The sequence below is a fragment of the Actinomycetes bacterium genome, assembly GCA_022599915.1.
In the GTDB taxonomy this organism is placed as follows: Bacteria; Actinomycetota; Actinomycetes; order S36-B12.
Window position 1 is genome coordinate 1 of sequence record JAHZLH010000008.1, and the last position, 19,583, is coordinate 19,583.

The 19,583-nt window shown below is 61.3% G+C and carries 17 protein-coding genes; 7 read left to right on the plus strand and 10 right to left on the minus strand.

What is annotated here, in order from left to right; translation table 11 throughout:
• On the minus strand, positions 1 to 267 hold a 267-nt coding region (locus tag K0U62_01500; protein ID MCH9800190.1), incomplete at its 3' end, for an ATP-dependent DNA ligase.
• Between the two features lie 126 nt (positions 268 to 393).
• Here K0U62_01500 and mscL point away from each other — a divergent pair.
• Positions 394 to 798 carry a large conductance mechanosensitive channel protein MscL gene (gene mscL / locus K0U62_01505; GenBank protein ID MCH9800191.1) on the plus strand — a complete coding sequence of 135 codons (405 nt, stop codon included), beginning with the start codon at positions 394 to 396 and terminating at the stop codon, positions 796 to 798.
• Here the strand turns inward: mscL and K0U62_01510 are convergent.
• On the minus strand, positions 782 to 1,450 hold the full coding sequence (locus tag K0U62_01510; GenBank protein ID MCH9800192.1) for a hypothetical protein: 669 nt from the start codon (positions 1,448 to 1,450) through the stop codon (positions 782 to 784). The two genes, mscL and K0U62_01510, sit on opposite strands and share 17 nt — an antisense overlap.
• Positions 1,451 to 1,624: 174 nt before the next feature.
• Between K0U62_01510 and msrB the strand changes: the two genes are divergently transcribed.
• Positions 1,625 to 2,074, plus strand: a complete 450-nt coding sequence (gene msrB / locus K0U62_01515; protein ID MCH9800193.1) for a peptide-methionine (R)-S-oxide reductase MsrB — start codon at positions 1,625 to 1,627, stop codon at positions 2,072 to 2,074.
• A gap of 62 nt (positions 2,075 to 2,136) precedes the next feature.
• On the opposite strand, the gene K0U62_01520 is transcribed toward msrB, so the two are convergent.
• The 4 genes from K0U62_01520 to hemE form a co-directional block, all read right to left on the minus strand.
• Complete coding sequence (locus K0U62_01520; protein ID MCH9800194.1) at positions 2,137 to 2,970, minus strand: DMT family transporter; 834 nt, start codon at positions 2,968 to 2,970, stop codon at positions 2,137 to 2,139.
• A complete protein-coding gene (locus K0U62_01525; protein MCH9800195.1) occupies positions 2,971 to 3,663 on the minus strand; it encodes a chlorite dismutase family protein in 693 nt (230 codons plus the stop codon).
• Between the two features lie 10 nt (positions 3,664 to 3,673).
• Positions 3,674 to 5,197 (minus strand): protoporphyrinogen oxidase, encoded by a 1,524-nt coding sequence (gene hemG / locus K0U62_01530; protein ID MCH9800196.1) that lies wholly within the window; start codon positions 5,195 to 5,197, stop codon positions 3,674 to 3,676.
• Positions 5,198 to 5,282: 85 nt separating this feature from the next.
• Complete coding sequence (hemE, locus tag K0U62_01535; protein MCH9800197.1) at positions 5,283 to 6,380, minus strand: uroporphyrinogen decarboxylase; 1,098 nt, start codon at positions 6,378 to 6,380, stop codon at positions 5,283 to 5,285.
• Between the two features lie 95 nt (positions 6,381 to 6,475).
• Between hemE and K0U62_01540 the strand changes: the two genes are divergently transcribed.
• The 5 genes from K0U62_01540 to K0U62_01560 all read left to right on the plus strand — a co-directional run bounded on the left by K0U62_01540 (position 6,476) and on the right by K0U62_01560 (position 12,447).
• Complete coding sequence (locus tag K0U62_01540; GenBank protein ID MCH9800198.1) at positions 6,476 to 6,991, plus strand: DUF3000 domain-containing protein; 516 nt, start codon at positions 6,476 to 6,478, stop codon at positions 6,989 to 6,991.
• Between the two features lie 150 nt (positions 6,992 to 7,141).
• On the plus strand, positions 7,142 to 7,744 hold the full coding sequence (locus K0U62_01545) for a LuxR C-terminal-related transcriptional regulator (protein ID MCH9800199.1): 603 nt from the start codon (positions 7,142 to 7,144) through the stop codon (positions 7,742 to 7,744).
• Positions 7,745 to 7,754: 10 nt separating this feature from the next.
• Entirely contained in the window at positions 7,755 to 8,987 is a 1,233-nt protein-coding gene (locus tag K0U62_01550) for an HRDC domain-containing protein (GenBank protein MCH9800200.1), read from the plus strand.
• 98 nt (positions 8,988 to 9,085) lie between these two features.
• Positions 9,086 to 10,294 carry an acetyl-CoA C-acyltransferase gene (locus K0U62_01555; GenBank protein MCH9800201.1) on the plus strand — a complete coding sequence of 403 codons (1,209 nt, stop codon included), beginning with the start codon at positions 9,086 to 9,088 and terminating at the stop codon, positions 10,292 to 10,294.
• A 2-nt stretch (positions 10,295 to 10,296) separates the two neighbouring features.
• Complete coding sequence (locus tag K0U62_01560; protein MCH9800202.1) at positions 10,297 to 12,447, plus strand: enoyl-CoA hydratase/isomerase family protein; 2,151 nt, start codon at positions 10,297 to 10,299, stop codon at positions 12,445 to 12,447.
• 40 nt (positions 12,448 to 12,487) lie between these two features.
• Here K0U62_01560 and K0U62_01565 read toward each other — a convergent pair whose 3' ends face one another.
• From K0U62_01565 to acnA, 4 genes are all read right to left on the minus strand, one after another.
• Positions 12,488 to 14,257, minus strand: coding sequence for a bifunctional diguanylate cyclase/phosphodiesterase (locus tag K0U62_01565; GenBank protein ID MCH9800203.1), 1,770 nt, complete (start codon positions 14,255 to 14,257; stop codon positions 12,488 to 12,490).
• Between the two features lie 319 nt (positions 14,258 to 14,576).
• Positions 14,577 to 16,442 carry a 1-deoxy-D-xylulose-5-phosphate synthase gene (gene dxs, locus K0U62_01570; GenBank protein MCH9800204.1) on the minus strand — a complete coding sequence of 622 codons (1,866 nt, stop codon included), beginning with the start codon at positions 16,440 to 16,442 and terminating at the stop codon, positions 14,577 to 14,579.
• A 97-nt stretch (positions 16,443 to 16,539) separates the two neighbouring features.
• Positions 16,540 to 16,911 carry a hypothetical protein gene (locus tag K0U62_01575; protein MCH9800205.1) on the minus strand — a complete coding sequence of 124 codons (372 nt, stop codon included), beginning with the start codon at positions 16,909 to 16,911 and terminating at the stop codon, positions 16,540 to 16,542.
• A 3-nt stretch (positions 16,912 to 16,914) separates the two neighbouring features.
• Complete coding sequence (gene acnA, locus K0U62_01580; protein MCH9800206.1) at positions 16,915 to 19,566, minus strand: aconitate hydratase AcnA; 2,652 nt, start codon at positions 19,564 to 19,566, stop codon at positions 16,915 to 16,917.
• Between the last annotated feature and the right edge of the window lie 17 nt (positions 19,567 to 19,583).

A 19,583-nucleotide genomic window follows, 5' to 3' on the forward strand; every position in this document is an offset into this window, starting at 1 on the left:
GCGTGGCACCCGTTTCTGGTAGAAGGCGGCCCCCTTGACCCCGCTGCCTGGCTCGGTACCGGCCACTACCCCACCGGGCCACCGCTCTAGCGTGGTTGGTCGGCTATGCAGCTGCGGGAGCAGCACATCCGCAACCGCAACATAGTAGTTGACGACATCAAGTTTGGTCAGTCCAACTTCAGCAAAGTAGGGGCGCTGCGGGTTGCTGCAGCGAACTTCTCGCTCCCCAACCGTAATCGTGAGTGGTTCACCGAACTTCCCTGCCACACCCCTGACGCTAGCCGTTGACTTTCCTACATGAGAACTTCCTGACCGAAACGGACACGGCCCCCGGTATCCCATTGGGCGTGCACATGTTGCAATGACACGGTTGTTGATGAAGTGGGAGGCAACATGATCAAGGAATTTAGAGAGTTTGTCACGCGAGGCAATGTTCTTGACCTGGCAGTCGCGGTCGTTCTGGGTGCGGCTTTCGGAGCAGTCGTCACATCGGTTGTCGAGAACCTACTGATGCCCCTCATTGCGGCACTGGTTGGTGAACCCGATTTCAGCAAACTGGCATTTTCCATCGGTGACACTACGTTCTCCTACGGCTTGGTATTGACCGAGGTCGTCAACTTCCTGTTGATCGCACTGGCAGTCTTCTTCTTCATCGTGAAGCCCGTTACGAGCCTCACTGATCGCCTCAAAAAGGAAGAGGAAAGCACCGAGCGAGACTGCCCGGAGTGCACCAAGGCGGTTTCCATTGATGCCAAGCGGTGCCCCTACTGCACCTCAGAACTCACCCCGGCTGGTTAGCGGCAGCGGCGTCACCTGTGTGGCTGGTGGCGCGGAAGTAGCGTCCGCCGTAGCGGCGCTTGAGCCCGATCAATGCGAAATAGAACGGGATCGTCGCGATGTACCAAATCGCGTCCGGAACGACGGTGTAAGGGATCATCTCGCCATTCCGCGAGAATAATGACGTGGTGTAGTAGGCCGGGTTGTACTCGTTGGGGATGAACAGGAAGGTACTTCCCACGCTGGTCCAGTCAACTAGGTAGTTGGAGATCACGCCCCACGCCCAGATGATCCCGAACTCGCCCCAATGCCAACGCGTGAACGCACCGCGTCGGTTCCGGCCCAAAAACAGCCACGCCAATGCAACGCCAATCATGAAGATAGCGCCGTCCTCGATGGTGTGCGCCAAACTGATGTACCACCGTGGCAGCGGGCTACCGGGTAGACAGATCTCATTGTCGGCGACAAAGTGACACCCGTCGTGAACCGTGAAGGACTCACCCAGCAGATCGAAGGTGAACTCCCAGACCGCTCCGATCAAGCAGCCGACCCAAAAGGCCAAGAAAATCGCGAGATCGCAACGACGACTCAGCCACAAACCGAGCATGACGCCAACTGCTGTGATCGGCAGCACGACGTCTGACACCCACTGGTACTGCTGCAGATCAGCCATGTTCGCGGAGCCTCTCGGAAATCATGTCGGGTTACCTCCACCCTAGACGCGGGCCACAGCGCATTGCAGCGCTTTGCGGAGGAGCGACAACACAAAACCGCTCGGATCGTCACCGTGCATCTCACGCTGACCCCCCGCACACTAGTTGCAGGGCACGTGAGTGAAGGCGGCACTATGGCTGAGATAACGAAGGTTGACAAGACCGACGAAGAATGGCGAACCCAACTTTCCCCCGAGGAATATCAGGTCCTGCGACAGGCCGGCACCGAGCGACCCTTCACCGGTGAATACACCGACCACAAAGAGGTCGGCGTCTACACCTGTCGGGCCTGCGATGCGGAACTGTTTCGCTCAGAACACAAGTTCGACAGTCACTGCGGTTGGCCGTCATTCTTCACCCCGTTGGCGGGCGAGGCAGTCGTGGAGATCGAAGATCGCTCACTGGGAATGGTTCGGGTTGAGGTTCGTTGCGCGTCTTGTGATTCCCACCTCGGCCATGTGTTCGAGGGCGAGGGCTACGGCACTCCCACTGATCTGCGGTACTGCATCAACTCCATCTCGTTGCGGCATGTTCCCGCCGATGAGGACGATGAGAACGATGGGGACGACAGCACCGACAGCTAGCCGCGACAGTGGCTAACCGGCCCGGCTGACGCTGCGCTGCTGATGGATGATCTGATCACACCCTAACCAGCGTTGATGGCCACCACCCCAACCATCGCTACCGTGACCCCGATGTATTGCACCGGTGCCAGTCGTTCTCGCAAAATCAACCAGGCCAACAGCACTGTGACTACGGGGTACAGCGAACCGAGGACCGACACCACCGAGAGCAGCCCAGTTTCGGCGGCCAGCGCGTAGGCCAGATTGGCACCGATATCTAAGGTGCCGATCGCTAATACCGCACCAGCGTCCCCGCGCTGCAGGTCTCCGGTGCTGCGAGTCAGCAGGATAGCCCCCAGCACCAGTAGCGAGGCCCAGATCCGCTCGGCAAACATCACCATGGTTGGACTCTCTTGCGAGCCAGCGGCAATAAAGACGTAGAACAGTCCGAAACCAATTGCAGCGCCAAGGGCTAGCAACACTGGTCGCAGGCCAGCCGCCCCGCTGACTTCTGGCCCGCTTGCCAGCACCACGCCCACCACAGCAATCAGAATTCCCAGCAGTTGCACTCCGCTGGGTGATTCGCCACCCACCAGCCCGACCGCCAACGGGACCAAGACACCTAACGCCGCGATGGGTGAGACTACTCCCATCCGGCCGCTGGCCAGCGCTAGGTAGAACATCACCAGCCCCCCCAGTCCGGCCACACTGGCCAGTGCCGCCCACCAAACGTAACTGCCCCAACCGATCCGCCACTCGCCCGTGACCAGCACGATGACAGTCATCAGTACTAGGCCAACGAGTTGCGAAGCACCTGCTACGGCATAGGCGGAGCGCTTCCGAGACAGTAGGCCGGCGATGAAGTCGCCAGTCCCCCACAGCAGGCTGCTGAGTAGCGCCAGTACGGCTGCCGGCATCTAGGCCAACGCCGCGATGAGATCCTGCGGCTCGTGCCGGCGTCCGGTGTAAAACGGAATCTCTTCTCGCACATGCATCCGTGCTTGGGAAGCCCGAAGATGACGCATCAGATCCACAATGCGGTATAACTCATCGGCCTCAAACGCCAAAATCCACTCGTAGTCACCAAGCGCAAAAGAAGCCACGGTATTGGCGCGTACATCCGGATAGTCACGGGCCATCTGTCCGTGCTCCACGAGCATGGCTCGACGTTCTTCATCTGGCAGCAGGTACCAGTCGAAGGAGCGAACAAACGGGTAGACGCACAGGTAGTTTTTCGGGTCCTCACCAGATAGGAATGCCGGAACGTGAGACTTGTTGAATTCGGCCGGCCGATGCAGCGCCATCTGGGACCAGACTGGCTCTAGTTGCCGACCCACTTCGGTACGTCGCAGCGCATGGTAGGCGGACTGCAGCGCATCACTGTCAGGTGCATGAGTCCACAGCATGACGTCCGCGTCCGCCCGCAGCCCCGAAACGTCATACCAACCCCGTACCGCAACGTCGTCCAGCGAGGTCACTGCTTCCTTCACCGCAATTGGCGTAGCTGGTAGCGGGCCAGCCGCCCGGAAGACGCTGATCATCATGTAAGCGATCGAGTCGTTGATTTCCCGAGTTCGCTGGGCCGAAGGGTTGTTGCCGTGGTGTCCCATGGCTATGAGTTTATCCCGCAGATGCAGTTGCCGCCCTGCCGCGGGCGATCATCCGTCGCGCCGCAGTTCGAGAGGAACCAATAACTGCGGCGATACCGACGCCATCAAATGCCGCACCGCACACCTCAAGACCCTCAATACCAGCGATCGAGTTCCGGATCCGTTCCACTCGACGTACATGTCCCGTGGCGTACTGTGGCAGCGCATCCGGCCAACGAGTCACTCGGCCCGCCACCGGCGGTGAGGAAATCCCGACGGCTTCAGCCAGATCGGTATGCACGTCACCGACCAGATCCTTGTCTGGCCGCTCAAGTACTTCTTCCTCGCCGATGCGGCCAACGGAAGCCCGGATCATCACGAGTGCGTCGCTGCGCTGCTGCCGGGTGCCTGCAGCACGGGCGACCCAGTTCCACTTGTTGCTGGCGTAGTTTGCGGCCTTGATGGTCCGCCCTGCAACCTGCGGTACCAAGAATCCCGAACCACGCATGGGTGCGACGTCGCGAGCCCGATAGGCGCACGTCACTACGGCCACACTGGACATGTCGATCAAGCCCAAGTCGTTGGCTGCGGGTGGACAAATGTGGGACAACAACTCCGAGGCCACCGGCGGCGGCACTGCCAGGATGACCTCTTCAGCCGTCAAAACTTCTTGGTCGTGAGGTGGATTGACGATGATCCGCCAGACATCATCAACCCGATGCAGCGAACGCACTGCGGACTGGGTTCGCAGTGAAACTCCCTTGCGATCGAGGTCAGCAGCAATCGCCAACGGCAACCGACCGACACCACCACGGATCCCAGCAAAAACCGGTCCCCGACGGGCCCCAGCGCGCCGACCGCCCCCTCGGGCAGTGCGTTGGGCGGCACGCAGCAGCGAGTTCTCGTTGCGCAGTTCCCGGAACAGCGCCGGGACCGTCGCGGCCAACGACAACGCGTCCGCGCGACCCGCATAAACGCCACCGAGCAGCGGCTCCACCAGATTGTCGACAACGTCTCGACCCAATCGCGACTCAACAAAGGCACCGACGGACACGTCGTTTTCGAACCGAGTCGCTGCCTTGCGGTATTCCAGCGGCAACTTCAGTAGCGAGCGATAAGGCAGCACCTGACTAGCAGCCAGTGCGGCCAAATCGGTGGGAACACCCATGACTCCCGGGGACATCGGGCGCAACTCGTCCCGCACCCACAGCGAGGCCTTGGTAGTGAGTGGGTCCACCAGATCGCGATCCAAGCCGACCTCGCGGGCCAAGCTGACCGCCTCGGGGCGCGCGGCCAACAGCGCCTCAGCGCCTTCGTCGACGGGGACGCCAGCTACTTCGCTGACGCTGAGCTTTCCGCCGACTTCGTCTCCGGCCTCCAGCACAGTGATATCTAATGCTTCATCGGATTCGGACACCAACGTATGCGCTGCCGCCAAGCCAGCAATACCGCCACCAATAATGACGACTCGCCGCCGTGGCTCCGCAGGGTGCGGCACCAACCGCAGATTGGGTCGGGACGACTCGCGGGGCACCCCCGCGGGGGAAACAGTCATGCCCCACCTTTGCACAGGTGCACAGGTGGTGTGCAAGAGGTTACGGCCAGATAAATTTCGTGTCCGTTATCCCGAAGACTGAGAACTACTCCTGCGCAGCGGGCACTGGCTGCTCGTGCAGCCAGTCCACCAGCCGAGTGATTTGGTCCGGATCGGTGGCAGGCAGCACCCCGTGGCCGAGGTTGAAGATGTGGCCGCGGGCCATCGCGCCCTCCCGCAATACCCGGGCAGCCTGCCGTCGCACCTCGTCGGCCCCCGCGAAGAAAGCAGTGGGGTCTAGGTTCCCCTGCACGCTGTGTCGTGGCCCGATCCGTTCGATTCCGTCAGCCAACGCCACCCGCTGGTCGACACCGACAACCTCGCACTCCGGCACCGCCATATCGGCCAGTAACTCACCGGTCCCCACGCCAAAGTGAATCCGAGGCACCTGCAAATCTGCGACTGAGGCCAAGACCTGTTTGCTGTAAGGCAGAACCTGCGCGACGTAGTCAGCGCGGGACAGCGCGCCCGCCCAGGAGTCAAAGATTTGCACGATGCTGGCCCCGGCCAGCACCTGCGCTCGCAGGAACTGCCCGCACAGCACCGACAGCCGAGACAGCAATTCCTGCCATAACTCCGGCTCAGACCACATGATGGCCTTGGTATGGGCGAACTCGCGGCTCGGCCCACCTTCGATCAGGTACGAGGCCAGCGTGAATGGAGCACCGCAGAATCCGATCACCGGGATTTCGCCCAGTTCCGCCGTCAACTGCTTCACTGCCGCAGTGATGCTGCTGACATCACCGAGTTCACCAATCGCCGCAACCCCTGCGGCGTCGCGCACCGGACTGGCCATCACGGGACCGACGCCCTTCTTAATGGTGACGTCCACGCCTGCCGCGCGCAATGGGACCACAATGTCGCTGAACAGCACCGCCGCGTCAACCCCGTGGCGGCGGATCGGCTGCAACGTAATCTCAGTGACCATCTCCGTGCTGAAGCACGCCGCCAGCATGTCACCGTCACCGCGAGTCTGGCGATATTCCGGAAGAGAACGGCCAGCTTGGCGCATGAACCACACCGGCACCCGTTCAGGTGTCAGACCACGGGCAGCGGCAATGATGGGCGAACCTGCGGTGGCACCGTACAGCGGGTGATCGGCAGGTAGTTCGGTAACTACATCGGCGGAGGACACGAAAAACAATGGTGCCACGCTGCCAAGGATCTGCAGCGTTCCGGGACTAGCCTGGCGGAGTGTCCCGATCACCCAGCCCTGCCGCAACTGCGTTCGAGGAGGCCATGAACCAACTGCGGGAGACCCGAGTACGCCCGGAGATTGAGGTTGTCCAAGCACCAGCGCCGCAGCGGCTGGCTCCCCACGCGGCGGCATTGACCGCCGAGGTGATCTCCGACGAGGAAGAAATCGCCAGTGGGCGACTCGTCGTGCTGTTTGACCCGGAAGGCCAGGATGCTTGGGAAGGTGACTGGCGGGTAGTGATCTTTGCTCGCGCTCAACTCGACCCAGAAATGGCCAGCGACCCGGTCTTGTGTGACGTGGGCTGGTCTTGGCTCGGTGAGGCGATTCAAGCTTTGGGGGTGTCACTGACCGCCTACGGCGGCACGGTGACGCGAACTCAGTCCCAACCATATGGCGCCATGGCAGGCCGATCCGAGAGCGGCGAACTGGAGATTCGCGCATCCTGGACCCCCACCGATGGCCGGATCGGCCATCATGTTGCGGTGTGGCTGCAACTCCTTGAGACCATGGCCGGTCTGGAACCGGAACTCGAAGGTGTGACGTCGCTTCGCCGATAATTGCGATTGGCCTCATTTCGGGTTCATCCGCGTCCGATACTTGAACTATCGGACAATCCCGGTAAACGGTCTGATACCTACGCGAATCCGGCAACGACGGACGTCGTGGCTCCCTCGCTGATAACGTCAAGTCGGGTGAACGGAGATGCCATGAGCGCCGCTATCGGACAGAGTCCACAACGGCCCGCACCCCGTCTTGCCGCCCTCGTCGTCTCTCCGGAAACCGAACATCGACAGGCCTGGATCGGCAGCCTCCGCAAGGTGGGGATCGGGCACGTACTGGAGGCCATCGGAGCCAACGATGCGGTCCAGCGAGGTCGCTCCGCTACTGGGCACGGTGTCTGCATTGTGGAAGCGTTACCGCAGGAAGGCTCAACCCTGCAAGCGATTCGGGAACTGCGTCGGCAAGGCTGGCTGCGCCTGGTGCTGGTGAGTTCCCGTAATGACGAAAGCACCGTCCGGCTAGCGATGGCCGCAAAGGTTCGCAGTTTTGTGGTGCAACCCAGCAGTCGGCCTCGCCCACCCGAACCGCTGCAACCAGAAGTTTCGTCGCGAGTTCCAGAGTTGTCTAACCGGGAAATCGAAGTGGTACAACACGTAGCGAACGGCCACACCAACCGGGAGATAGGCGAAAAGTTGAGTCTGTCCGCCCTGACTGTGAAAAGTCACTTATCCCGGGTAGGGCGCAAACTGGGGACCGGGGATCGCGCGCAAATGGTGGCGATTTGTTTCCGCGCCGGAATTGTTTCCTAACCCAACCCACATGAGCGATTCCCCTGATCCGGCCACGGTTGATTCTGCCGACCATGCCGTCGCGCCGCTGCGTCGACCAGCAGAGGGCATCCCGGAGATTGTGGCCTCACCCGCCGCCCTGCGGAACACCGCAGCCGCTCTGCAAGCGGGTAGCGGCCCGATCGCTGTTGACGCGGAACGAGCCTCCGGCCATCGCTACGATCAGCGCGCCTACCTAGTTCAACTTCGTCGTGAAGGCTCCGGCACTCACCTCGTCGATCCGATCCCGTTAGGTGACACCACCATTCTGGCCAACGCCTTGCGTGAAGCGGAGTGGATCCTGCACGCGGCGACCCAGGATCTGCCGTGCCTGCGCGAACTGGGACTGCAGCCGCCTGCCCTGTTCGATACCGAGTTGGCGGGTCGACTGCTTGGCCTCCCCCGGGTCGGCCTCGCTGGGATGACTGAAGACCTATTGGGCATGGGGCTTGCCAAACAGCACAGCGCCGCCGACTGGTCTCGGCGACCGCTTCCGGCTGACTGGTTGGCCTACGCTGCGCTAGATGTCGAACTGCTCGTGGAGTTACGGGCGGTACTGATCGACATGTTGCAGCAGGCCAATCGCTGGGACTGGGCCCAGCAGGAGTTCACCTATTTGTTGACCTGGCAGCCGCAGGAGCGCCCAGATCCTTGGCGCCGAGTAAGCGGCGTGAGCCGACTCAATGACCGCCGAGATCTCGCTATCGCCAAGGAATTGTGGCAAACCCGCGACACCATCGCCCAGCGAGCGGATCAACCTCCCGGACGCATCCTGCCCAATGCGGCCATCATTGCCGCCGTCAAAGCTGCACCTACCTCAACCGCACAGTTGAAAGAGTTGCCGGAGTTTCGCAACCAGCGGCGGTCAATGAACAATTGGTGGCGTGCGATTGAGCGAGGCCGCACCCTCCCCGAGGCGGAACTGCCGCTGCGTAAAATCGAAGGCGGTATCCCCCACCACCGAAACTGGGGTCAACGCAACCCGGCGGCGGCCCAGTTGCTGGCACCTGTCCGACAGGCCATCGCCGACCATGCCCAAGAGTTAGGGATCACCCACGAGGTATTGGTAAGTCCGGAGGCGGTGCGCACTTTGGTCTGGGAGCGAGTCGGTCAGCCCGCCGACGAAGTCGCGTTCGCCGAACAGCTGGCCGAACAGCAGGTCCGCGACTGGCAGATCGAGCATGTGCTGCCGCTCATTGTGCAGGCCTGGCAGTCACCTGAGTAGCGACTGCCGAGGGGGGTTTGGGCGCCAGGTTACTTGCGAGTAATATAGGCGGATATCCGCTGGGCGCCGCGGTGCGCCCCCGGGGAATGGGAGTCATTGTGACCCGAAATGTTCGATCAGTTGTTTTCGTAGATGGGGCACGTACCCCGTTCGGCAAGGCCGGCAAAAAAGGAATCTTTGCTGAGACCCGCGCCGATGATCTTGTCGTTAATGTCTTCCGAGAGTTGTTGCGTCGCAATAGCGACCTGCCCGCCGAGCGGTTCGACGAAGTGGCAGTTGCCGCCACTACCCAGACTGGTGACCAGGGACTGACCATCGGTCGCTCCGCTGCACTACTCGCGGGTCTGCCTCGCTCCGTGCCGGGCTACAGTGTCGATCGCATGTGCGCCGGCGCCATGACCGCGGTCACCTCGCTGTCGGCCCCAATCATGGCGGGCCTCTACGATGTGGCACTCGCCGGTGGCGTTGAGCACATGGGCCGCCACCCTATGGGTGAAGGAGTCGATCCGAATCCTCGCTTCCTCGCCGAGAAGTTGGTGGATCCGGAAGCCCTAATGATGGGTAAGACGGCGGAAAACCTGCACGATCGGTTCCCGCACCTGACCAAGCAACGCGCCGACGCCTACGCAGTGGCATCGCAGGAAAAGACCGCGAAGGCATATGCGAATGGCACAATCCAGCCGATGCTGGTGCCGGTGGCCACTCGGTCCGCCGAAAATGGGTTCAGTCTCGCCACCACCGACGAACCACCTCGTCCCGGCACCTCGATGGAAAGCCTGGCCGCGCTCAAGACCCCCTTCCGTCCACATGGCCGCGTCACCGCCGGTAACGCCGCCGGGCTGAATGATGGCGCAACCGGAGCCATCCTGGCCGCCGAAGAGGTCGCTGACGAACTGGGCTTGAACAAGCGGATGCGGTTGGTGTCGTTCGCTTTCGCTGGTGTGGAGCCGGAAGTTATGGGCATCGGTCCGGTTCCCTCGACCGAAAAAGCGTTGGCCAAGGCCGGCTTAAGCATTGCGGACATCGGCCTGTTTGAGGTCAACGAAGCGTTCGCCATTCAGGTGCTCGCCTTCCTCGACCACTTCGGCATTGCCGACGACGACGCTCGCGTCAATCCCTACGGTGGTGCGATCGCCGTAGGCCACCCGCTGGCCTCTAGTGGCATCCGGCTGATGACGTACCTGGCCAACCAGTTCGAAGAGCACCCGGAGGTCCGCTACGGCTTGACCACCATGTGCATTGGCCTGGGTATGGGCGGCACCGTGATCTGGGAGAACCCAAACTACGACGGCAAGAAGGACAACTGACGATGACTGAGACCGAACAGACCATCTCGCACGAAATTCCGCAGACGTTCGCGGACCTCGCCATTGACGAGTCGCTGTTGGGCGACGAAGTAGTGACCCACGCCAAACTGCAGTTCCTGGATCTGCCCGGCGATGCGGGCCGTGCCGCACTCATCACGTTGGACAACGGTTTTGATCACACCAAGCCCAATACTTTTGGACCGCTAGGGCTGATCAGCCTCAACAACGCCCTTGATGCCGCTGAGGCTGAGGACATCGTGGCGCTGGCCATCACCGGCAAACCGTTCATTTTCGCTGTTGGAGCAGATCTTTCCGGAGTTCCGAAAATCACTGATCCAGCGCAAGCTGAGGCGATCGCCCGCATGGGCCATCGCGTCTTGGGTCGGCTGGGTACGTTCAAGGTTCCCACGTTCGCCCTAGTCAACGGCGCAGCCATGGGCGGCGGCTTGGAAACCGCTCTGCAGTGCAACTATCGCACCCTGTCCTCCGGTGCCGCGGCTATCGCACTACCCGAGTGCTTCCTGGGCCTCGTGCCTGGCTGGGGTGGCACCTACCTGCTGCCGAACCTGATCGGTGCGGATAAGGCCATCGACGTCATCATCAACAACCCACTGGCGCAAAACCGAATGTTGAAGCCGAAGCAGGTGATGGACCTGGGCATCGCCGACGTGATGTTCGAGCCGGCTGACTTCATCGAACGGTCTCTGGGCTGGGTCGCTGACGTACTGTCCGGTGATGTAACTGTGAGTCGTCCTGAGGTCGACCGCGGCGACGGCTGGGAAAACGCTGTTGCCGGCGCTCGTGCCGCCTTGGACGAAAGGCTGCACGGTGCTGCCCCGGCACCGGTGCGAGCGCTGGATCTGATCGAGCTGGCTCGCACGGCTGACCGAGATACCGCATTCGCGGCAGAGGACACCGCGTTGGTGGACCTGATCATGAGCGACGAACTGCGCGCTGGTCTTTACTCGTTCGACTTGGTACAGAAGCGAGCCAAGCGTCCGGTCGGAGTACCAGACAAGTCGCTGGCCCGGCCGGTCAACAAGGTTGGTGTCGTTGGTGCTGGCCTCATGGCCAGTCAGCTGTGCATGTTGTTCGTTCAGCGACTACAGGTACCCGTTGTGATGACTGACCTGGACCAAGAGCGAGTCGACAAAGGTGTCGCTTACGTTCACGGTGAGATCGACAAATTGCAGGCCAAGGGACGAATTAACTCCGACAAGGCGAATCGGTTCAAGGCGCTAGTTACCGGCACCACTGACAAGGCCGGCTTCGCTGACGCTGACTTCGTGATTGAGGCGGTGTTTGAGGACCTGAAGATCAAGAAGCAGGTCTTTGCAGAGGTCGAGGCAGTCGTATCCGAGACCTGCATCTTGGCCACGAATACTTCTTCCCTGTCGGTCACCGACATGGCGGTGGACTTGCAGCATCCGGAACGGGTTGTGGGCTTCCACTTCTTCAACCCAGTTGCTGTGATGCCGCTGCTGGAGATCGTTCGTGCCGAGGGCACCGACGATGCCTCGCTCGCGACCGCGTTCGCAGTTGGCAAGCAGCTGCGCAAGTCCTGTGTGTTGGTCAAGGACGCCCCCGCATTCGTTGTGAATCGGCTACTGACTCGCTTCCTCGGCGAAGTGACCAAGAGCGTTGATGAGGGAACGCCGTTCGAGGTTGCCGACAGCGCGCTGGACCCGCTTGGCCTACCCATGTCCCCCTTCATCTTGCTGCAGTTGGTCGGGCCGGCGGTCGCGTTCCACGTATCGGAGACCATGAAAGACGCCTACCCTGATCGGTTCTATGTCTCAGACAACCTGCGTCGCGGTGTTGCTGCTGGAATCACCGGAATCTGGGCCTTTGACAGTGCCGGCACCCGTAGCGTTGATCCCAAGGTTGCGGAGAACTTCCAGCAAGGCGATAGCCCGCTCACCAGCGAGCAGGTTCGCGATCGCGCACTCACTGCACTTGCCGAAGAGGTTCAGCTGATGCTGGACGAAGGGGTGGTGGCCGATGTCCGCGACATTGACATGTGCATGTTGCTAGGCGCTGGCTGGGGCTTCCACCTAGGCGGCATCTCCCCCTACCTCGATCGCAGCGGCGTAGCCGAGAAGACCAACGGCAAGCGTTTCTTGGCTCCCGGCATCGCTTCCGATCCTCGCTAGAGATTGATCAGGGCCCCGGAACCTGCCGGGGCCCAGTCAGCTAGGCGCGACGCCGCTGCTTCTGCGCCGCCGGCGAATGCTGGTCTTTCTGCATATCAGCCAGTTGCATAGGGCGACCAAATAGGTAGCCCTGACCGTATTCGCAGCCCATCCGTCGCAGCACTTCCGCCTGCTGGCGGGTTTCGATGCCCTCAGCGGTGACCTTTCTACCAAGCTGGTGGGCTAGTTCAATGATCGTGGCAACGATATTGCGGCTCTCTCGATCCTCCGTAACGCGGGCAATGAAACTGCGATCGATCTTCACCAGTCGTGCATCCACGTCCCGCAGTTGCGACAGGCTGGAATAGCCGGTGCCGAAATCATCAATGGCTATACCAAGACCGGCTTCCCGTAGCGAGGCCACATTCGCAGATACTTCATCATTCACCTGCAGCAACGCACCTTCGGTGACTTCCAGCGTTACCCGATGCGGCTCTATTCCCGCTGCATGTAGGTGAGCCAGTACGTTGAGGGAATACTCCGATTGCCGTAAATCCTCCGGCTCGCAGTTGATATTGATGTCGACATTGGGCTCGGGGAATCGCCCGGCGGCAAGATCGCCGAGCGCCCGCTCCAGGGTCATTTGATCCAGCACACTGATCAGATCCGCTGATTTGGCGACTGGTAGGAATTCGGCCGGGTTCAGCGTCTGCCCGTCTCGGGTGAGAAGCCGGACCAATGCCTCGTACGAAACTATCGTTCCATTCGCCAGATCGACAATCGGCTGGTAGGCCACCGCGACGGTGCGATGCGCGATTGCATGTGCCAACTCTTCGCGGACGTTCATGGCTGCCAAGGCTTGCTCCCGCATTTCCTCGGCGTAGAACTCCACCTGACCGCGGCCTTGGCGCTTGGCTCGATAAAGTGCCAACTCAGCCCGTCGCAGCGTCTCGTCACTGGTCAGTTCGTCGGTTTCCACCACCGCAATTCCGAACGACGCCAGCATCGAGGCCTCGCCCAACGAATCGATAATGGGGCGAGAAATCTCTTGGCGGAGTGCACCGACGAGAACTGCAGCCGATTTCCTGCTCGCGCCCGGAATCACGATCGCAAACTCGTCTGGGCCGATGCGTGCCACCACGTCCTCTGCCGAAGTCAGCTCCCTTACTCGCTGAGTGGTCTCCACCAAGATCTCGTCGCCGAAACGGTAGCCATAGAAGTCGTTGAGCTCCTTAAAGTCATCCAAATCCACCAGTACCAACGTCAGTCCGTCGTGATGACGCGATCCAGGTTTGGCCGCGGCCATCCGGTGTAACCAGGCATCCAGTTGGTCCACCAGGGCGCGTCGATTGAACAGACCCGTGGTCGGGTCAATCACCGAATGCCGCTGCGCCTCACGCTCAGCTGCGCGACGAGCGGTGACATCTTCCAAGTGCACAACGAATCGCTCTTCACCCTCATCTTCAGTTCCGACCAGCATTGCCACTGTGGCGATAGCGGTACGTTCTTCCCCGGAAGATTGGCGTACGACCAGTTCCACCTGCAAGTGCCAGAGGCCAGCGGCTTGATCACGGGCTCGATCGAAGAGGTCTTGCATCGCCGTGGCGCCAGCATCATCAAACAGGGAGATCAGCTCTTGACCGCTGAGAGCAACCGTCTGGCAGCCCGCCAGGAGTCCAGCAGCCGTGTTCGCTGACAAGATTGCGCCGGTGTCACCAGCTACCACGAGAGTGGCCAGCGGTGACGCATCGAACGTCGCCGCCAGCAGCCGGGTTTGCTCCGCCAGGATTCTCGTCTGATCGTCATGTCGACGAGCGCCGTCCGCTCTCATGACCTTCCCCGGATCATGACTCGCCCATCAGCCAACTGCCGCACAGTTTCGACAGGGGCGGTTGGTCGCTCTGATGAGGAAGCAACTGACTGGCGGCTACACACCCGACAAGAGAGCATGTCGTCCTTTCACCACCCGTTCACATGACCCTGGCGGACACGGGAACCGCCACTGATTGCCACCGACCTAGCATCGGAGGTCAGCGACGTTGTTGACGCTAGCGCAGCAGCATTCTCCTGACTAGATATCGGCACAGATCCGACCAACTTGAGGAAATATTAACTCGAAAAGTGGCCGCTACTCCAGCGGCAGCGATCGACTAGGTCCGCGTAAACTGCCCGCGAAACCACTCTTTAGCCACTGATTCCGCTATTCCGCCAGCATCAAGACCAAAATCGGCGAGTAGCGCGGGACGGCGGCCTTGCTCAGGAAAGTCGGCAGGGATACCCAGCACCACCATGGGCACTGCGGGAATAGCTGCGCGAACGGCAGCGCCGACTCCGCCGTGCACGAGATTGTCTTCCACCGTGACGACCAAGCGGGCGGCTGCTGCGAGGTCTCGCAGCGCCTCTGGCACGGGCAGCACCCAGCGGGGATCAACTACCGTCACACCGATCCCTTGATCCGCAAGCAAAGCAGCCGCCGCAACTGCATCAGCGGCCATGGCACCGACTGCGACCAGCAAGACATCATCGCCGTGATCCGCCAGCACATCGACGCTACCCATTCGGCGCAGCGCTGGGAGTGGTTCGGGCAGCGTTCCCTTGGGGAAGCGCACCGCGGTGGGGCCGTCTGCTACTGCCAAGGCCTCGCGGACTGCCGCGTCAAGAGTCTCAGCATCACGCGGAGCAGCCACCTGCATTCCGGGCACCCCAGCGAGCATAGAAAGATCCCACATCCCGTTGTGACTCGGACCGTCCTCGCCGGTGATCCCGGCGCGATCAAGCACAAAAGTCACCGGGAGTTTGTGTAGCGCCACGTCGAGGAGCACCTGGTCATAGGCCCGATTGAGGAAAGTGGCGTAGACCGCCACGACGGGATGACAGCCTCCCATCGCCAGCCCAGCAGCACTAGTGACCGCATGCTGCTCGGCGATTCCGACGTCGAAGAAACGATCTGGGTAAGCGGCGGCGAAATTCGAAAGTCCGGTCGGTCCAGGCATGGCAGCAGTGATCGCAACCACCTCTGGCCGGCTAGCCGCCTCCGCGACCAGTGCATCAGCAAAGACCCCGGTCCAACTGGGACCACTCGGTCGGGCTGGCTCTCCCGTTGTTGGATCAATCACGCCAACACCATGGAAGCGGTCTCGTTCATCCGACTCTGCCGGCGCGTACCCGTGTCCTTTCTCGGTCAAGCAATGCACAATCACCGGACCGGGGAATCCGGCGGCCTGCCGCAGACTCCGTTCCAGCTGCTCAACATCGTGACCATCGATCGGGCCAATGTATTTCAGGCCTAGATCCTCAAACATTCCCTGCGGCGCGAGCATGTCTTTGACACCTTTTTTCACACCGTGCAACGTGTCGAACATAGGTTTACCGACTAGTGGAGTCCGGCCTAGTGCGCTTCTCCCCCACCGCAACATTCTTTCGTAGCCGCCAGCGGTGCGTAACGCCGCCAGATGGTTGGCCAGCCCGCCAATAGTTGGAGCGTACGACCGCGCATTATCGTTGACCACGATGACCGTCGGCCGATCAGCGGCAGCAATGTTGTTCAGTGCTTCCCAGGCCATACCACCCGTCAATGACCCATCGCCAACTATCGCCACGACTTTGCGATCAGCCGACTCACCAGTTAGCTGGTGCGCCTTGGCGAGTCCGTCAGCGTAGGACAGGGCTGTCGAAGCGTGGGAATTTTCTATGAAATCGTGCTCGCTCTCCGATTGGGCAGGGTAGCCGGATAGTCCACCGGGCTGCCGCAAGGAATCAAAGAGTTCACGTCGACCGGTGATGATTTTGTGCACATAGCTTTGGTGACCGGTATCCCAGATCAACTGATCGTTGGGGGAATCAAACACCCGATGTAGCGCAAGTGTGAGTTCCACGACTCCCAAGTTCGGCCCCAAGTGGCCACCGGTGCGGGACACCTTCTGGATCAGGAACTCGCGAACTTCTTGGGCAAGCTGTGGAAGTTGGTCGACGTCAAGTCGCTTCAGGTCAGCAGGTGAGTTGATGCGCTGCAACAGTGTCACTTCACATCTCCCGACTCCTAGGCCTGAAACAGCACTCCGGCTGCGTCATCGCGTTACCTAACATCCTACGGCTCTTCTGCAGGTACGCGAATCACAGGCGCGCCCGCCATTGCTGACCGGCAAGCGCTGCCGCCACCAATTCCACCTGCCGTAACGATTCCGCACTTTGCGCGCCCTGGGCTTCAATGTCTGCCAGTACCGCCGCGATCTCGTCTGGCCCGAGGTACTCAATCAACTCTCGCCGCGCTCCCGCATAGGCAACGCGTAGCGCCTCGACCTCCCCCATCGCCACGTTGGCAACAATGAGCGCGAGCGCCTGAGGTTGCGAGCGCAGCGTCCGAGCAGTTCGAAACCCAGCCGGCGCTCGATCCAAAAGCCACGCCACCACCCGTTCGCGGAACTCCGCCGAATCCGGTGCTGGTAGATCTCGCGGCCAACCAGGCGGTACCGCGCTCGTGGCCATCGGCTAGTCCAGCAGGGACCGCAGCACGTAGGGCAGGATGCCGCCGTTGCGGTAGTAGTCCGCCTCACCTGGGGTATCGATTCGCACCACCGCGTCGAACGACATCGTGGTTCCGTCGCCCCGCGTTGCTGTGACGGCCACCGTTGCCGGAATCTCACCGCTGTTCAACTGCGAGACGCCAGCAATGCTGAATTCTTCGGTACCGTCCAGCCCCAGCGTTGCCGTCGACTCCCCTTCAGGGAACTGCAGCGGCAGCACGCCCATGCCGACGAGGTTTGATCGGTGGATCCGCTCGTAAGACTCAGCAATGACCGCTCGAACTCCCAGTAATTTCGTCCCCTTGGCGGCCCAATCGCGTGACGATCCGGAACCGTATTCCTTACCCGCCAGCACGACCAGCGGCACGCCGGCAGCCGCGTAGGACTGAGCGGCGTCGTAAATGAACACCTGCGGCCGCTCGGGGTCCAGCAAGTCCACGGTATAGCCACCCTCAACGTCATTTAAGAGTTGGTTGCGGAGCCGGATGTTGCCGAACGTTCCTCGAATCATCACTTCATGGTTTCCGCGACGGGAGCCGTAGGAGTTGAAGTCCCGCGGCTCAACGCCGTGGTCCATCAGGTAACGACCAGCCGGACTGTCTCGCTTGATCGCCCCCGCCGGGGAGATGTGGTCGGTGGTTACCGAGTCTCCGAGCCGAGCCAGCACCCGCGCGCCAGCGATGTCGGTCACTGCGGCGGGCTGAAGTGCCATGCCATCGAAATATGGTGGCTTGCGCACGTAGGTGCTCTCTGAATCCCAGGTAAAGGTCTTACCGGTGGGAGTCGGTAACTGCTGCCACTGCTCATCGCCGGCAAAGACGTCGGCATAGCGGGTGGCGAACATCTGTGGGTCGATGGTGGCTGCGACCGTCTCTTCGATTTCCTGCTGCGTGGGCCACAAGTCGGCCAGGAAGACCGGCTCACCCTCTGGGTCGTAGCCGAGTGGCTCGCTGGTGATATCAATGTCCATCCGGCCAGCCAAGGCGTAGGCAACCACCAACGGCGGCGACGCTAAGTAGTTCATCTTCACGTCCGGGTTAATGCGCCCTTCGAAGTTTCGGTTGCCGGAAAGCACTGAGGTGGCCGCTAGATCGGCCTCGCGAACCGCCGCCGACACTTCGGTGAGTAATGGCCCGGAGTTGCCAATGCAGGTGGTGCAGCCGTACCCGACCAGATCAAAACCGATCTTGTCCAAGTAGGGGGTTAATCCGGCCCGCTCCAAATAATCGGTCACTACCTTCGATCCCGGCGCCAACGTGGTCTTGACCCATGGCTGCCGGGACAGTCCCCGCTCGACCGCCTTCTTGGCTACGAGTCCGGCCCCGATCATGACTGACGGGTTGGAGGTGTTGGTGCAGGAAGTGATCGCCGCGATGACAACCGCGCCATGACCGATTTCGATGTCGCTGCCCTCGATCTGGGCGGTCGCTGCCGGATTATCGGTGTAGTTGGCCAGGTCTCGGACAAACGTCGCCTTGGCATCAGTGAGCGCAATCCGGTCTTGCGGTCGCTTCGGTCCAGCGATGGACGGCCGTACGTCGGCGAGGTCCAGCTCCAGAGTCTCGGAGTAGGCCGGCTCGTGCGCTGGATCGTGCCACAGCCCCTGCGCCTTGGCGTAAGCGGCGACAAGTTCGATCTGCTCCTCCGCACGACCGGTGAGCCGGAGGTAGCGCAGGGTTTCGTCGTCGATGGGGAAGACGGCTGCCGTTGAGCCGAATTCGGGACTCATGTTGCCGATGGTGACCCGGTTGGCGAGCGGGACATAAGTCACACCCTCGCCGTAGAACTCAACAAACTTTCCGACCACGCCGTGCGCACGCAACATCTCGGTGATGGTCAACACGAGATCGGTAGCGGTCGCACCTTCGGGAAGTTCGCCAGTCAGTCGGAAGCCGACTACCCGCGGAATCAACATGGATACCGGCTGACCCAACATGGCCGCCTCTGCCTCAATACCGCCGACGCCCCAGCCGAGGACCCCGAGACCATTGACCATGGTGGTGTGGGAGTCGGTGCCAACGCAGGTATCCGGATAGGCAACATCGCCGTCTGCCATGACAACTCTGGCAAGGGCCTCCACATTGACTTGGTGCACGATGCCAGTGCTCGGCGGCACCACTTTGAAATCGTCCAGAGCGGTCTGCCCCCAGCGCAGGAACTGGTAGCGCTCGCGATTGCGCTGGTACTCCAAGTCGACGTTGCGGCGAGCCGCATCGCCGGTGCCGAAGAAATCGGCGATCACGGAATGATCGATGACCAGTTCTGCGGGTGAGAGCGGATTGATCCGCTCCGGATCCCCACCCAGTTCCGCGACGGCTTCCCGCATCGTGGCTAGGTCGACGACGCAGGGAACACCGGTGAAGTCCTGCATAATCACTCGGGCTGGACTGAACTGGATCTCCTGACTTGGGGCCGCCGAGGCATCCCAACCCGCCAAGGCCCGAATATGGTCGGCCGTCACATTGCTGCCGTCCTCGGTACGAAGCAGGTTTTCCAGCAGCACCTTGTGAGTGAAGGGCAACCGACTCGACTCCGGCAACGCATCGATGCGGTAGATGTCGAAGTTCCGCTCGCCGACAGACAGCTGGGACCGCGCGGAGAAGGTGTCGAGACTCATCAAGGCTCCTCATTGGG

Excerpts from the sequence above, each read along its gene's own strand:
- K0U62_01510 (MCH9800192.1), bottom strand. The coding sequence starts at position 1,450 with ATGGCTGATCTGCAGCAGTACCAGTGGGTGTCAGACGTCGTGCTGCCG.
- K0U62_01560 (MCH9800202.1), top strand. The coding sequence starts at position 10,297 with ATGACTGAGACCGAACAGACCATCTCGCACGAAATTCCGCAGACGTTC.
- K0U62_01550 (MCH9800200.1), top strand. The coding sequence starts at position 7,755 with ATGAGCGATTCCCCTGATCCGGCCACGGTTGATTCTGCCGACCATGCC.
- K0U62_01520 (MCH9800194.1), bottom strand. The coding sequence starts at position 2,970 with ATGCCGGCAGCCGTACTGGCGCTACTCAGCAGCCTGCTGTGGGGGACT.
- K0U62_01545 (MCH9800199.1), top strand. The coding sequence starts at position 7,142 with ATGAGCGCCGCTATCGGACAGAGTCCACAACGGCCCGCACCCCGTCTT.
- K0U62_01575 (MCH9800205.1), bottom strand. The coding sequence starts at position 16,911 with ATGGCCACGAGCGCGGTACCGCCTGGTTGGCCGCGAGATCTACCAGCA.
- acnA (MCH9800206.1), bottom strand. The coding sequence starts at position 19,566 with ATGAGTCTCGACACCTTCTCCGCGCGGTCCCAGCTGTCTGTCGGCGAG.
- mscL (MCH9800191.1), top strand. The coding sequence starts at position 394 with ATGATCAAGGAATTTAGAGAGTTTGTCACGCGAGGCAATGTTCTTGAC.
- K0U62_01525 (MCH9800195.1), bottom strand. The coding sequence starts at position 3,663 with ATGGGACACCACGGCAACAACCCTTCGGCCCAGCGAACTCGGGAAATC.
- msrB (MCH9800193.1), top strand. The coding sequence starts at position 1,625 with ATGGCTGAGATAACGAAGGTTGACAAGACCGACGAAGAATGGCGAACC.
- K0U62_01565 (MCH9800203.1), bottom strand. The coding sequence starts at position 14,257 with ATGAGAGCGGACGGCGCTCGTCGACATGACGATCAGACGAGAATCCTG.
- hemG (MCH9800196.1), bottom strand. The coding sequence starts at position 5,197 with ATGACTGTTTCCCCCGCGGGGGTGCCCCGCGAGTCGTCCCGACCCAAT.
- K0U62_01540 (MCH9800198.1), top strand. The coding sequence starts at position 6,476 with ATGAACCAACTGCGGGAGACCCGAGTACGCCCGGAGATTGAGGTTGTC.